A 13,441-nucleotide genomic window follows, 5' to 3' on the forward strand; every position below is an offset into this window, starting at 1 on the left:
GCTACTCCATGTAAATCGGATCGGAAGAAAGGGTTTGGATTTCATTGTTGAGCGTCAGGATGTCGCGCTCCACAACGGTGTAGTGCAGTTCGCGCACGTGCATCTGGTAGCTGGTTTCGCCATCGCGGACCGCCTCCACCTCGATGCGCAGCCGCCCATCGGCACTGGCTGTGTACGTGGTCGAGAGGCCGGAAACGCCGCTGTCGGTGTGATCAAGGACGCCGTCGATGTACCAGCGCACGGTGTAAGTCGTGCCAGGCTCCGGCGCCACCGGGCCCATGGCTTCATGCTCTACCAGCTGATCCGCCTGCAGGAGGCGATCACGGTGTTGCCAGCTGACGGTGATGGCCCCAAACAGGTACTCGGGCAGGATCTCGTCATTGATGCGCAGCCGCCCTGGCAGATAGGGCCTGAACGGGCGTGCGACGATGCCCAGCGTCAGAGTCGGGGCTTCGTCAGGGTCTTGTACCTGGCTGGCCGTGCGGGTCAGCAGCTTGGCCGTGACCACCTCGCCGTCCGCATACTCGCGGCCATCCACCGCGTGCGCATCCTCGTAGAAGTAGGCCACCGTGCCGGGCGCGTGCGGCACCGGAGCGGTGTCGGCACAGCCGCGCGCCAGGGTGACCGTGCCGGCTTCGGTGTCCTGCGCGTCCAGGCGGCACTCTTCCCGTTCCCACAACACACGGCTGCCGATGGCGGCGCGCGACAGGCCGGACTGGCCAGCCACCTGCAGGACCGTCGTCGTGAGCCCGGCGTCATCCTCGAAGGTCGCCGCCGGCGCCCAGTTGCCAATGGTGCCCTCGCCGTACTCCTCGCCTTCGGCCTTGGTGTAGAGCGCGAAGTTGGTGCCCACCCGCGGAGCCGTGGCGATCGCGCCGACATAGCCAACGCCATCAGGCATGGCCTCCAGGTCCGCGTGGGACATCGTCGCGGCCAGTTCGACATACGGCAGCTCCACCAGGCGTTGCTGGGGTGCGCCTTGCGGGGCTTCGTCCGGTTCCTCGCCCGGTACCTGGGGCCGAATGTAGGTGGTGGCCGGCATGCTGTAGAAGTCCTGCAGCGCCACCATGCGCACCGCGCCGGAGCGCAGGGTGCCGGCGTCAATGTCACCGACCATGCAGACCATGTCGCCAATGCCGCGGCGCGGCGCCTGCAGGCGGAAGCGCGTTCCCATGCGCAGCGCGTAGGGCGCACGGCTGCAGACCAGGTCAAAGCGCCGCGGGGGACGCGACTTGGCCCACAGGTCGCGCTGGCCAGCCCGCAACGCCAGCGGCTCGATGGGGATTTCCGGATACTCGAGCACTTCCGCGTTGACGCCGCCTGCGGCCATGATGGCGCCCAGGGCCTGCAGCGGCGCCGTGGTTCGATCTTCCTTGCGCTGCGGATCAAACCATTTGACGCTGATCTGGTTGACCGCATCATCCAGCGTGCTGCCCTGCTCCTTGAAGTCCAGGATGTCGTCGTCGGTCAGGATCGGGAGCGCGGCCAGGCTGTAGTCGGCGCGGATGAGGTCCAGGTACCACAGGCCATCGACGCGACTGCGCGAACACTGCGCGCCGATCACGTTGCAGATGCGCTGCCGGAACTGCTCGACGGTTTCCGCGTCAGGGTCGTACTCGGTGCACAGCCCAAAGCGCTCCCGGTACAGGCGGTAGGCCGCGGAACGGAAGCTGCCCTGGTGAATGCTCGCCGGCGGCTCGCCTTGCATGCTCTGGGACACCAGGCTGTCGTAGATCATGTGGGCAGGATTCATGCCCAGCAAATCGGCCTCGCCATAGGCCGGCAACTGTCCGTGGCCGACCGACAACGCATAGACCGGGGTGTTGTTGACGTTCGGAACATGGCCCGACACCAGGAAGGTGATGCCGCCGGCTGACAGCTCGAAGAAATCGGGCGCCGAACTGGTCTCGGAACCATCCGTGCTGGGTCGAAGGATTTTCTCGAATCCGCTGTAGCTCGGCTGCCGGACCTGATCGAAGATCATGCGCTGATGCAGTTCGTTCGCCGAGAACGTCAGCAGCATCTCCGGTTGCTGCCCGATGGTGACGTTGAAGGGCGTCGCCGTGGTACCGACGTACGAGAACGCTTTGATGATGCCCTCGTTGGCCGCGTCATGCGCGAACACGAAGGCGACATAGTGCACGCCCAACGCGTTGGGCGCGCTCGGCCCCACGCCCACCGTAAAGGCTTGCTCGGTGGGATTGGTGTTGTTCCAGTACTGCGTGCCCGTGTTGACGTCACCCGGTCCATTGAGCGTCAAACGCGCCCCGGGCCCGAGATCGCGGTGGTAGCAGGACCAGCTCTCGCTCGCATCGAGCGACTTGATCATCATCAGGCCAACCGGGGCCTGCACGTTGTGCGGGACAACCTGGACGGCGCCGGTACCGGTGTACTCCACGATGTCCAGGAAGCGCGGGGTCTTCTGGAAAGCCCAGTTGACGTACGTGGCACTGGCCACGTTCATGGCCGCGTTGGTCAACGTCGTACCTTGCACGCCGAAGGTGGACGCAGCCGGGCTGGCCACGTTGGTGGTCGAGGAATTCAACTGGCGCGGAGCTTCGCCCTTGACCGAAAACTGCACGGCGTGGGTGCCGTTCGCGTCCCGCCGTTTGATCCACGAAATGCCGCCGGCGGAAAGATCGATGCTGGGAATCAGGCGCGAGGCCGCGCCATCACCCTCATACGTGGTCGTCGCGTACACCTGGTCCAGCAGCGGCGCAGGAAAGCCCTCGGCCATGAGGATCTGCGCAGTCTCCGGATACCACGCGATGTCATCGTCCCAGCCCTTCAGGATGCGCCGGCCTTTGAATGACGCCGGCTTGGGGTATGGGTTCATGGCGCCGTAGCGACCACCCTTGAACACCAGCGTCGATACCGCGCGCCAGGCAGGTTGCTTATCGCCAAAGGTCTGGGCCAGCCAGGCATTGGGCTGCTGGTCGGCTTCACCCAGCATCAGATCGCAATAGCCGGCGATGCCGCCCTCGGAGGCCTCGCCGCCCCACAGGTTCAGGGCATTGATGTAGATCTGCCCGCTCTCGGTGGCCATGCCTTTCCAGGCCGTGCGATCACCGCCGCGGAACTCGAGGAACGCATCGAGCTCGGCACCCCACAGGCCGAAGTGGATGCCCGGGCGGTACCAGTAGCCGATGGTTTGGGCTTTGCTCTTACCGCCCATGCGCGACCTCCTGGCGGGCCCAGTTGGCCAGCGCGGCGCCCAGGCCGCAGCCGGTGGCTTCCAGCTGCGACGCAGGGATGCCGTCGCGCACGAAGGCACGAAAATCCAGCCCGTGGCGCTGGAACCACGCGCGCGCGCCGCTGACGCAGAAGCCGCGGCGGGTCGTGTAATGCGGGATGCTGCGCAGGTGCGCGGCCGTCACGCGCACGTCAGGGGCTGTCGGGATCGAAGTCATCGTCATCGTCGGGATAGTGGTTACCGCCGCCCAGCGGGTCGTCGACGTCGGCCAGGCCGGAAACATTCCATTTGTCATCCAACCAGGACTCAATCGGGTTCGTGGTGCCCGGCAGCAGGCCCGGCTTCCATTTCTTGCCGCCCTTGCTCTTGATTGGCTCGGTGCCCAGGTTTCGCCACGCCAGAATCGTGGAGTCGTCGCACCACACCGTGCCGTAAGGCCGGCGCATGGCCTTGCCGTCTTCGACCTGGGGAATGGAGCCTTCCTGTGGCTTCATCTGCTCGGTCTTGGGCCGCATGGCATAACTGATGGCCAGCGAGATCACGAACAAGATGATCTGGATGATGATGGTCGCGCCGCCATCGGCGGTGACCACCGGCGGATGGGCCGCGGCCTCGCGCATCGACCATGCCAGCGAAGCGACCAGTGCCACCGTCAACGCCGATGCCGCGAAGAAGACCGCCAGCCGCAAGCGTTCGTGGTACTTGTCCAGCACCCAGTAGCGCAGCAACCAGCTCCAGCGATGCAGGCGCCTCACCATACGGGGCTGCCTCCCATCGGATTCTTGATGGGCAGGTACACGGCACCGCCGAAGTTGTCGGTGTTGTCGAAGTCCTCGCAGGCCTCCCAGTCATGCGCGCAGCCGGGGAAGGCGTCGCCGGCCAGGCCCGGAGCGAAGTCCGTGGCGCCGTAGCTGACCACGATGCTGTCGCCGTTGTGGGCTTCGATGGTGCGGTAGTCCTGCAGGCCATCCTCCCGCGTCCAGACCCACATGCCGCCGGCCAGGTTGCCGGCCGGCAGGACGAACGATGGCGATCGCAGCGTGAGCCCCTCCACGCCCGTCAGCGTGGCCGGGATGGCGTGCAGCGCCTGGTCGACGTTGCACATGCCATCGCCCTGCGAATAGAGCTGCTTCCAGCAGGCACGCTGCCAGCGCTTCTGCTGGCCGCTGCGCCGGCCCGTGGAGTTGCTGGGCTCGCACGTCAGTACGCACTCGGCGTCGGTGAACTCCGGCCCGATGACGCGGCCGGTCCACTCGATGGCCGCATCCGAATCCCCGCGGTGGTAGGCCAGACAACTGACGAAAATGCGATCGCTGGGCGGATACGGCCGCCAGATGTCGCCCAACCCTTGCGTGGGCGGGTAGACTCCGTCCGGCGGTGTCAGCAGCAGGTACGGGAACCGGATCGTGATGTTGTTTTTCAACGACTCGGTGCTGTCGCGCAGGTTGCTGCGTGTGATGCCGGCGGCGGCAAACGTCTCGCCGCCGAGCACGATCGGACGCTCGGCATTGGCGAAACGCGTGATCTGCATCTGCCGCTGGAAGATGAAAAGGTGTGTCGGCCGGGCACCCCAGCGGCTGCGTTCGAGCACGTCAAAGGGCATGGACTTCCCCCTTGAGCACCAGCTCGCACTGCACCGTGGCGTGGTCGAAATGCCGCAGGACGTTGATGTCGCTCTCCTGTCGGCAGAGTGTCAGGAATGACACCAGCGCCACCTGGTTGGCCGCAAACCCCGAGGCGATGGGCGTATCCAGGGTCAGCCGGTCCGCAGTGGGCGATTGCAGGACAGCAGCGGTGATGCGGCGGTAGTGGACAGTACCGTCAGCCAGTTCTATGCGGATGTCGCGGCGGTTGCTGGTCAGGGCGTGCTCCGACATGAGCGGACCTTCGACATCCAGCGTGGTGGCGCCATCGGCGACGGTGGCCACCACGCGCAGGTCAGAGGCCCACGTCGGCACCCACGCCGGCGACCAGCGCCCTGCCATCGCGTAGAGCAGCCCGCGGAATGCCTGGACCTCTGCCATGCCCACCAGGGCGAACTGCAGCACCACGCGCGGCGTGGCCGCACCCACCAGGTCAAAGACCTGCGCGGGCGCGGCATCATGATCGGCGGTCGTCAGGGTGCGCTCCGGCGACCAGCGCGGATCCGACGTCCACACCGGTCGGCGGTCCAGCACCGGCAAGGACCGGTAGGTCGTGGGCCCAAAGTCGGCCGGCGACTCCAGCGGCGCCTGCAGGCGAAAGCGCACCTGGTAGACATCCGTGTGATCGCTGGTGAATCGGCCCAACAAGGGCTGGCCATCCAGCGTGGCCAGGCGCAGGGGTGACAGGCGCGTGCCGGCCGGCCAGGTACGCGCCGTCTCCTCCGCCAACAGCAGCTCGCCATCACCCACGGACTCGATGGACAGCACTTCGAAATCGCGCGGGTTGTCACCGCACAGCAGCGCCTGTCCGTCCGCCACAAAGCGCGCATGGGCCGTGTCAGCCGGCACTGTGGCGCTTCCACTTGCCAGTGGCGCTGCCAAGGCCTGTGCGTCCATCACCAGCGGCGCGAGCCAGGGACCGGCACCCACGTGCCACAGCTGGGCTTCCAGCCACCGACGACGGGTCGTTGCTTCCAGGCCGCTGAACGCCAGCGTGACCAGCGGCGCCTCGCGCAGGCGGCGCGTCTGGATCGGTCCGGTGGCGGCAGCCAGGGTGTCCGTCAACCAATCCAGTTGCTCGCTGACTTCGCCGCCGGTGGCAAACGTCCAGGCTACGGGGTCGGTCACTGCGCACCTCGGCTCAGGCCTTCCCAGTTCTCCTTGACCACGGTCAGAATCACGTTGGTGCCGGCGGCGCTGGACATGGCGTCCGCGATCGCCGACTCACCAATGGCCACGATGGGCGTCGTGACCAAGCCCGGCCGGCCGCCTTGCGCGCTGTCCAAGCGCGCGGACAGAGCAGCTTCCTGCTGCTCGGTGCGCACGGTTTCGCCGCGGCGAAGCACGGCCGCCACCTCATCGTTGGCAAGACCGGTGAGGCCGGCTACACCGCCGCCGTGATAGTGAGGAGCCTGACCGAACACCAAGGGGTTGATGTTGTGCCGGGCCATCTGCAGAGCACCGACAATGCCACCGCGATGGGCTGCTGGCACCGATGCCCCACCCCCACCCGCTCCACTTCCGAATGCCGACAATGCCGACCTGATGGCGCGAAGTGCCAGTTCCTGCGCAATCATCTTCGCCACACCAGCGGCGAAGCTACGAACCATGTCTTGGAAGGCATCCTTGAAGGACTTTGTTCCTTCGATCAGGTCATCGATGGCTGAAACAAAAGCACTGGAGCCGATGTCTTCGATGTCCTGGCGAAAATTTTGCATCGAACTACCCACGTCGGCGATGTTGCCGTCCAACTGAGTCAGGAATGCAAGGACGGATGGATCCTTTGTCTTGGCATAGAAATCCGTCACTGCGTCCCGCAAAGATCGCAGCTGGCCAAGGGATTGCTTTCGTAGATCCAACAACCGACGCTCACCTTCGCCCATGCCAAGCGCGCCGGCTTCCATTTGTGACGAAATCGACGACTCCCCACCCTGCAAGTTTCCAAGGATCTTGCTCGCTTCCTCGCGAAACTGCTCAAGTTGTGCCTTGGCTACCTCGGTGTTGATATACAGATCAATTTCGGCCACGGCTTCCGTATTACCGTTTGCAAGGAGCAGCGCCTTTTGGTCGCGGAACTCATCTTCAAGTTGTTTCCGCCTCGCCTCGGCCGCATCGCCGTTCAGGGCGGCGAGGCGACTGCGAACGCTCTCCACGTGACGAGCAAGATCCTTTTCCGCTTCGGCCTGCTCGCGAGCGGCAGTTTCACCAGCCTCCGCCCGGTCGCGCTGCAATACGATGATCTGTTCCTCCAGGTTCCTCCGGGAGCCCAGATCAGTCGCCACGGCCAGTTCGTTCCTGGTCTGTTGGATTTGCGCATCTATCGCTTGTTCCTGCACACCCTTCCGGCGCCGGAAATACTCCTCGATACCAATTTGGTGCTCCGCGTAGAGGCGCTCAACCTCGGCCAGTGATCGGCGCAGTTCGTCCTGTAACAGTGCGTTAGACTCGGCAATCTGCTTGACCTTCGCCCCGCCAGCGGCGACGGCGGCGGTCGTCTTCTCCGTCGCTTGCGCGGTAGCTTCCTCCGCCGCCACCGACCGCCCACGCAGAGACGCGCCTGTTCGCAGCTTCGCGTTCTCCTTGTCGATCTCTCCTTGGAGCCGGCGAAGCACAGTCTCACGCTTGCTGAAGAGGTCGCCCGGCGTCAGTTCGCTTGCGCTTAGCAGCGAGTCACCCTTCCTGACAAGATTCCAAGCCGTGTCCGAGTTGGCTTTGCGCACGACGTCCATGGTTTTCCGGAGGCGTTGAAGACGCTCTTCGATCCGAATGGTGTCTTCCAGTGCGGGACCGCCGAAGCGCGCTGCGAATTCCTCTCCGACAAACTTACTAACGCTGGCAGCAGTGGACCCGAGCCGCAACAGGACCGAAATCGCGTTTGAGACACCCTGCACGAAAGCAGAGAATCCTTCGCGAACGCCAGGAGATTGCAGAGTAGTGGCGAGATCGCTGATAGCCTTCGCCAGACCTTTGGACGCGCCTGTGGCCTCATCAGTGCCGCCGACGAGCCCGATTAGCGCATTGCGTACTTGCTGGATGGCCCGCGATACGGTTAGTGGCAGCTTTCCAAACTCATCGGCAATGCTATCTCCAGCCCTATCCAAGGCATTGATCAAATCCTGAGTGGATACCTTGCCATCGTTGACCAAGCTCCGCACCTTGCCGAAGGCAATGCCGAAGTGGTCGGCCAAGGCCTGCACGATGCGCGGGCTCGTCTCGATGATCGAGTTGAATTCTTCAGCTCGCAGAGTGCCCCCCGCGATCGCCTGCGTCAGCTGCCTGATGCCGTTGGCAGTGTCCTGCGGTCCGGCGCCGGATACCTGGAAGGCTTGGCTGATAGTCTCAGTCAGCCCCAGAATCTCTCGCTGACCAAGTGTGGTCGACTGTGACAGGCGGGAGTAGAGACCGACAACCGAGTCCCATTCGGCTGCAGTTCGTTGTGCGATGTCGAAAGTGCCACGATACGCACCTTCGAACTCTTCTTGGTTCCTCGTGGCCAGCTTCAGCCGTGCCGCCAAATTGGCAGCTTGGTCTGCAAGCTCCGAGTACACACGAACGCCACGCAGGGCGGCATACGCCGATACAACGCCTGCGAGCTGGTTGCGAATGTTGCGAAGGCCTGTTGCCCACCTGTTGTCATTCGGAGCGGCTTGAGCAGCATCCTTCTTGACCTTTGCGAACTCGCCGCGCAAGAGCGCGAGACCTTGCTTGATATCGGCCAAGTCAGCAGAAACACGGACACGCAGGTTGGCGCTGCCATTGGTACTCACTTTCTGCGCTCCAAGGTGTCGAGGAAGGATTTGAAGGTGTTCGCGTCGTACTGCGTTGCCCGCATCGCGCGGGTCAGGTCACACAGGTTCCTTCGTTCAGCGCGTTGAGCCGCGTCGCTGAAGGCCCGGGCTTGCGCCAAAGTGAACGCGCGCACCTCCGTGAAAGAGTGCCCGTGCTGAATCAGGAGCTGGAGGCTGTCCGCCCAAGTCCAGGCGCCGGCAGCCGCAGGCCGCCCAGGAGCGGCGCGATTCTCCGCGTAAAAAAATCTCGGTTCACCTCCAGCACCGCCATGGCCAAATCCATGAATTCCGCAGCATCGGACCCAGACACCCATAGTGGGTCCCTGCCGATAGCCAACGCGACCGCTTCCCAGAGTGCTTCGCCGTGATCTGCAATCAGTCCCAGAATGCCGTCCAGCGTTTGGGCATCGGTCGCCTGTTCGTCAATAAGCCATGGCGCCTGCATCAAGGCATCGATCAATCCGCTGGCTTTTCTCACAATGCCTGGGACCGAACCGATGGTGAGCGGCCGGATCTCCAGCCGCTCACCCCGGAACTCGACGACGCGAGCCTGTGGCTCGATGACGTCCATGTCCTGCATCAGTTCACCTGCTCCACAGTGAAGTACTGCGACAGGCCCACACCCTTGGCGGTATCGGCCAGCAGACCACCATTTACGGTGCCGGCGCCGTACTCTTCGCCAATGAGGCCGAGCTGCTCGATGACGCCGCCGCTGACCTTGTGCGCATGCACGCGGACGGCTTTGCCGCTCTGGGCTTCGTTCAACCCCAGGAAAAGCATCTCGTACTGCTTGGCCGAGGTCACGAAGGCCTGCGTCACGTCCTGGGCGCCATGCGTGTAGGTGACTTGGATGTTCGCCGCGCCACCAACCGGGTTGGTAATGGTGCTGGTCGACGGGATGTAAATGCCGCCGTCCTGGAACACGTAATCCGTGCCAGCGGTGTAGGCGGTCCCGCCGGCTGCGGGTTCGACCGTGGTGATCGCGTTGGCGATTTTGTCCAGCGGCGTGAAGCCGCCCTTGTAGGCCACCAGAGCTTCGTCGGTGACGGTGCCCGCGGCCACTGTGGTCACGCTGCCACGCATGAAGCGGGAGAAGTTGGCACCGGCGAAGTCGTGGAAAGTCAGACTCGTCTGCACCTCGGTGACGCGATCCACGCGGTTGCGAGTACCGCCGCCGGGCTTGGTGAAGTCCTGCAGGCTCAGGGTGTTGACCTGCGGGCTGAACGTCAGAAGCGAGCAATTGCCAACTTCCTCGAACGGAGCAGCGGAGCCGAATTCCCGCATCAGGATTTTGCCGCTGCCCAGGTAGCTTTGGTCTTGCATGATGGTGTCCTCGAGTAATGCCGCTTGGGCGGCGGGTTATTGCTTGGGGATGTTGCTGGTGAAAGTGACGGCGGCACCGACATATCCCGCCTCGGGCTCGGCCGCCAGGGGTTCCGCGAACTGATACACCGGAGCCGAGTAGCGAGGCGGAAACTCAGCCTGTTGTCCGTCCAAGGCCCTTTCGATATCGCTGACAAGCGCGTCTACCCGCTCCTGAGCTTCATCCATGTCGGCGGGAATCTTGGCCACAACGCGGAACGTAGTAAGGCGGTGGGTCCTGAGCACGGCGGAGTCGACGGGGCGTTCCTGCCGCAACCAGACCACCGTCAGCAGGCCAATCGGCTTTTCCGAAGCAAGTGCGGGCGCCGGCTCCAGCGTCACGTCCGAGCCGACGTCGGTGCGGTAGCCGTCAGCTACCTGGATACGCGCCAGGCATGCCTCCACGGCTTGCAGCAATACCGTGCGAGGGCTAGCCACGGCGGGCTACCCATTCACTGCGCGAGTCATCGCTAAGCGGTGTCCGCTTCACCAGGTAATAGGTGTCAGACCCAACGGCAACGACACCCCCTGTTTCGGGTGACACCTGCTCCAGGAACAGCGTAACCAGCGCCTTGTCATACGAAATCGGCGCCAGGTCGTCGCCAAAGTCGTCTGTCGCCGGGTCCACCAGCACATCGACGGCCGTTTCTGCACCTGCCTGCGACGTGTAGGTGCCAGAAAGGCCGCCTGTAGCGACGCCCCATGCCGATAAGAACGCGCGATCGAAGTTGCGACGAAAGAGGGCCTCGCTCATGCCCCTCTCCGGAACCGGGAGGACTGCACGGCCTTTTTCAACTCGCGGGCGAAGTGAAAGGGCATGAGCTTTTGCCACGTGCGCTGAGCGAGACCGAAAATGTCGTAACGCGGGCGGTAGCGGACATTGGGCACAAACACAAAGATGCTGCGAACGGCAGAGCCAAAGCCCGTCACCAAGCGTTCGTAGATGCCGGGCAGCAAGCGACCTCGCTTGGCGCGAATCGCAAAGAAATTTCCACCTCTTACGCCTTTCTTGGCGGCACGGGCCTGCCGCCGCTGCCGACTGGCTTCAGTCTCATTCTGCAGGGCGTCATTGCGGGCACCCAGCTGCGACAGAATCTGGTTTACCTGCTTGGCTCGCACGTTCCCGTAACCGTCCAGGTCGGCGCCCTTGCCTGCGACCGCGAACGAGCCGGCGGACATTGCCCCTTTCGCCTGGAGAAGTCTTTCCATGCCCTTTTTTCGGCGCGTCCCACCTTCCACTTGGGGAAGCAGGTAGCGAGCCGGCGGAGTGCCATTGCTGGCCTCATCGCGAAGCTTGATGACCGCGTATGGCTTTTGCTTGGTCGCGCGCTCGTACTGCGCTGCTTTCACCGTGATCGGCACGGGTCGATCAAATACGCGGGAAGCGGTTCTTGCCCAGATACTGCGAATCTCGACGGCGGTCGCGTTCGCTGCCTGGGCGGCAGCAAACGGCAGCTGGTTGCGTTCCACCGCAGTGAACTGCCGGACCAACAAGTTGTCGGCGTCCACCTCGATTCTCACCATACTCACGGCTTCACCTCAGTCCCTTCGATCGTTGCGATCTCGGCCGCACGGGCGTTCTGGCGCTCAATCACAGCACGGCGCGCCGCAGCGACGTCGAAGCACTGTGCGATGGGGCCCTCGGGAACCGCTTCCTGCTTGGTCAGGCGTTCGGGAATCTTGACGTACACAATGCGCTCCACGATCTGCACTTTGGGCAGGACTGCGGTGGACGCTTCAGGAAGGTCGGGGCGGACTCCGCTCCTGCAAGCAGAGAGCAAGGCGCTCACGATCAAGACGATGAGGATGCGCATCAGTAGCCCCCCAGTGCCGGGCAAAGGCGCTGTATTGTGCTGAGCGCCTGGGCGCAATCGGGTACGCGCACTTGCTGGGCGTATCGCTCCATGAAGGTCTTAAGTACACGATCGGCCTCGTCCGCTTTGGCCTGCGCGGCAGCAACAGCGCGATCACCCTCCGCATTCAACCGCGCGGTCTCCCCTTGAGCGAGCTGCAGCTCTTTCGCCAGGCGGGAGTACTCTGCGTCGTACACGCGATTGGCAGCCGTCAACTCTCCCACGCGAACTTTGTAGGCGTCCTTCGAAGTGGCAAGCACTGCTCGATCAGCGACAGCCACGTCACGCTCGCTCGACAAGACGCTCGCGCGCACCCACCAACCAGCGTTGCTGGTCAGCAAGGCGACCAGGCAGATCGTCAGTGCGATCAGCAGCGGCTTGACGGAGAGTGCAGAGAGGCCCATCGCTCAGGCGCCGGCGCCGTCGGTGCTGTCAAACTTCGGAAGGTCCGGCCGTTTGAGCTGATTCAGGCTGCGCAGCAGGAAGGTTGCGCCCGCCCCGATCCGAATCCACCAGGAAAACTCTTCCGAGACCGGTGTGCCGGCCAGATAGTCACCGGCCAGGAGCGCGTTGAAGATGTCGGGCATCGCAGCAAGCAAGATCAGGCCGTAGGTGCTGTACCAGCGCCACGCCTTCTTCCAGTCTTCCACCAACGTGATGTTGCCACCGATGGCGCGCACGCCCAGGGCGGCTGCGACGACGAATGCAACGATGAGAGCGACGAGTAGCAGCAGGTTCATAGTCAGTTGTCCTCGGAAGCAAATCGAAGGTTGCTGGCAATCCGGCGCATCCAGCCAGCGCCATGGACAGGCCAGTTCTTTAACCGGGTCATAAAATCGATACGCGCTGCGTTGAAGCGAAGTACCAAGTCGTTGGCATCCGCCTCCCGGACAGCCTTGAGGGTAGCCGGCCCGATGAACCCATCGTCAGCTGCGCCAACGGCCCGTTGCAGCCAACGGGATGCCTGGGCGATGCCGCTGTTGACCGCCCCATCCAGAAGTTGGAACGCCACGGCGTTCGGCAGCTTGGAACACTGAGCCCGGTCCCAGAAGTCACGCCGATAGATAGCCACTGCCTGGTCGCGCGTCAGATTGCGGATGTCGATCTGCGGATACGTGTTGGCAGCGATGCCGAATTTGGTTCCCTTGAGCTGACCGACGCCAACGGCTCCGCCCGTCCAGTTGCCCGGATCACGGCGATCATCGGTGAAGCCCCCTTCGTGCGAGAGCAGCCGGTTGATGAAGGTGGGAAAGGAATCGGTCACGGGGTCTTTGTCGCCTGCTCAACGCGGTCAACGCGCTTTTCAAGTTCGTCCAGGCGGCGTACCGCCATCACGTCGAAACGGGTATTGAGGTCTCGCACATCGGACGCGATCGCGGTCGTCTTGCGCGACTGTTGTGCCTGTTCTTCAGCCAGGCTGTCCTGCTTGGTCTCGATTGCCGAGAGCTGACGGGCACCCAGCCACGCAATCAGGCCCAGCAAGACGGGCGTGATCAGTTGCACGACGAATCGTGCAAGCGTGTTCTCGGCGGCCTTTTCCAGCTTCATGTTTTGCTCGCTCATCGCCCCTGCTCGATGGAGTGAAAAAGGAACTCGTCACCG

General features: G+C 63.7%; 16 protein-coding genes. All 16 read right to left on the reverse strand.

The window, feature by feature from the left end; translation table 11 throughout:
* Position 1 precedes the first annotated feature (1 nt).
* Positions 2-3,175: a DUF7483 domain-containing protein gene (locus tag B5X78_RS06195; RefSeq protein ID WP_079723555.1), complete on the reverse strand. Its 3,174-nt coding sequence runs from the start codon at positions 3,173-3,175 to the stop codon at positions 2-4.
* Positions 3,165-3,410: a hypothetical protein gene (locus B5X78_RS06200; protein ID WP_079723556.1), complete on the reverse strand. Its 246-nt coding sequence runs from the start codon at positions 3,408-3,410 to the stop codon at positions 3,165-3,167. The genes B5X78_RS06195 and B5X78_RS06200 overlap by 11 nt, the downstream gene beginning before the upstream one ends.
* Positions 3,385-3,948, reverse strand: a complete 564-nt coding sequence (locus B5X78_RS06205) for a hypothetical protein (protein WP_217698640.1) — start codon at positions 3,946-3,948, stop codon at positions 3,385-3,387. The genes B5X78_RS06200 and B5X78_RS06205 overlap by 26 nt, the downstream gene beginning before the upstream one ends.
* Entirely contained in the window at positions 3,945-4,796 is an 852-nt protein-coding gene (locus B5X78_RS06210) for a phage BR0599 family protein (RefSeq protein WP_079723558.1), read from the reverse strand. The genes B5X78_RS06205 and B5X78_RS06210 overlap by 4 nt, the downstream gene beginning before the upstream one ends.
* Complete coding sequence (locus B5X78_RS06215) at positions 4,786-5,964, reverse strand: hypothetical protein (protein WP_079723559.1); 1,179 nt, start codon at positions 5,962-5,964, stop codon at positions 4,786-4,788. The genes B5X78_RS06210 and B5X78_RS06215 overlap by 11 nt, the downstream gene beginning before the upstream one ends.
* Positions 5,961-8,603 (reverse strand): tape measure protein, encoded by a 2,643-nt coding sequence (locus B5X78_RS06220; protein WP_176140784.1) that lies wholly within the window; start codon positions 8,601-8,603, stop codon positions 5,961-5,963. Before B5X78_RS06220 ends, B5X78_RS06215 begins: the two co-directional genes overlap by 4 nt.
* Positions 8,604-8,784: 181 nt before the next feature.
* A complete protein-coding gene (locus tag B5X78_RS06225; protein ID WP_139381424.1) occupies positions 8,785-9,195 on the reverse strand; it encodes a hypothetical protein in 411 nt (136 codons plus the stop codon).
* A gap of 8 nt (positions 9,196-9,203) precedes the next feature.
* Positions 9,204-9,947 (reverse strand): phage tail tube protein, encoded by a 744-nt coding sequence (locus B5X78_RS06230; RefSeq protein ID WP_079723562.1) that lies wholly within the window; start codon positions 9,945-9,947, stop codon positions 9,204-9,206.
* A gap of 36 nt (positions 9,948-9,983) precedes the next feature.
* Complete coding sequence (locus B5X78_RS06235) at positions 9,984-10,403, reverse strand: hypothetical protein (protein WP_229730828.1); 420 nt, start codon at positions 10,401-10,403, stop codon at positions 9,984-9,986.
* A 13-nt stretch (positions 10,404-10,416) separates the two neighbouring features.
* The gene (locus tag B5X78_RS06240; RefSeq protein ID WP_079723564.1) at positions 10,417-10,740 is read right to left on the reverse strand and encodes a hypothetical protein; all 324 of its coding nucleotides are present in this window, start codon (positions 10,738-10,740) and stop codon (positions 10,417-10,419) included.
* The gene (locus tag B5X78_RS06245) at positions 10,737-11,495 is read right to left on the reverse strand and encodes a hypothetical protein (protein WP_308933133.1); all 759 of its coding nucleotides are present in this window, start codon (positions 11,493-11,495) and stop codon (positions 10,737-10,739) included. The genes B5X78_RS06240 and B5X78_RS06245 overlap by 4 nt, the downstream gene beginning before the upstream one ends.
* Before the next feature lie 17 nt (positions 11,496-11,512).
* Positions 11,513-11,800 (reverse strand): hypothetical protein, encoded by a 288-nt coding sequence (locus B5X78_RS06250; RefSeq protein WP_079723566.1) that lies wholly within the window; start codon positions 11,798-11,800, stop codon positions 11,513-11,515.
* Complete coding sequence (locus B5X78_RS06255; protein ID WP_079723567.1) at positions 11,800-12,243, reverse strand: hypothetical protein; 444 nt, start codon at positions 12,241-12,243, stop codon at positions 11,800-11,802. Before B5X78_RS06255 ends, B5X78_RS06250 begins: the two co-directional genes overlap by 1 nt.
* Before the next feature lie 3 nt (positions 12,244-12,246).
* Complete coding sequence (locus B5X78_RS06260; RefSeq protein WP_079723568.1) at positions 12,247-12,579, reverse strand: DUF7940 domain-containing protein; 333 nt, start codon at positions 12,577-12,579, stop codon at positions 12,247-12,249.
* A gap of 2 nt (positions 12,580-12,581) precedes the next feature.
* A complete protein-coding gene (locus B5X78_RS06265; RefSeq protein ID WP_079723569.1) occupies positions 12,582-13,103 on the reverse strand; it encodes a glycoside hydrolase family 108 protein in 522 nt (173 codons plus the stop codon).
* Complete coding sequence (locus B5X78_RS06270; RefSeq protein WP_079723570.1) at positions 13,100-13,402, reverse strand: hypothetical protein; 303 nt, start codon at positions 13,400-13,402, stop codon at positions 13,100-13,102. The genes B5X78_RS06265 and B5X78_RS06270 overlap by 4 nt, the downstream gene beginning before the upstream one ends.
* Positions 13,403-13,441: the final 39 nt, after the last annotated feature.

The organism is Pseudoxanthomonas indica (genome assembly GCF_900167565.1).
Lineage (GTDB): Bacteria > Pseudomonadota > Gammaproteobacteria > Xanthomonadales > Xanthomonadaceae > Pseudoxanthomonas_A > Pseudoxanthomonas_A indica.

Bases quoted from the DNA above. Each gene is read 5' to 3' on its own strand.
- B5X78_RS06195 (WP_079723555.1), bottom strand. From the start codon at position 3,175: ATGGGCGGTAAGAGCAAAGCCCAAACCATCGGCTACTGGTACCGCCCG.
- B5X78_RS06200 (WP_079723556.1), bottom strand. From the start codon at position 3,410: ATGACTTCGATCCCGACAGCCCCTGACGTGCGCGTGACGGCCGCGCAC.
- B5X78_RS06210 (WP_079723558.1), bottom strand. From the start codon at position 4,796: ATGCCCTTTGACGTGCTCGAACGCAGCCGCTGGGGTGCCCGGCCGACA.
- B5X78_RS06225 (WP_139381424.1), bottom strand. From the start codon at position 9,195: ATGGACGTCATCGAGCCACAGGCTCGCGTCGTCGAGTTCCGGGGTGAG.
- B5X78_RS06230 (WP_079723562.1), bottom strand. From the start codon at position 9,947: ATGCAAGACCAAAGCTACCTGGGCAGCGGCAAAATCCTGATGCGGGAA.
- B5X78_RS06240 (WP_079723564.1), bottom strand. From the start codon at position 10,740: ATGAGCGAGGCCCTCTTTCGTCGCAACTTCGATCGCGCGTTCTTATCG.
- B5X78_RS06250 (WP_079723566.1), bottom strand. From the start codon at position 11,800: ATGCGCATCCTCATCGTCTTGATCGTGAGCGCCTTGCTCTCTGCTTGC.
- B5X78_RS06255 (WP_079723567.1), bottom strand. From the start codon at position 12,243: ATGGGCCTCTCTGCACTCTCCGTCAAGCCGCTGCTGATCGCACTGACG.
- B5X78_RS06260 (WP_079723568.1), bottom strand. From the start codon at position 12,579: ATGAACCTGCTGCTACTCGTCGCTCTCATCGTTGCATTCGTCGTCGCA.
- B5X78_RS06270 (WP_079723570.1), bottom strand. From the start codon at position 13,402: ATGAGCGAGCAAAACATGAAGCTGGAAAAGGCCGCCGAGAACACGCTT.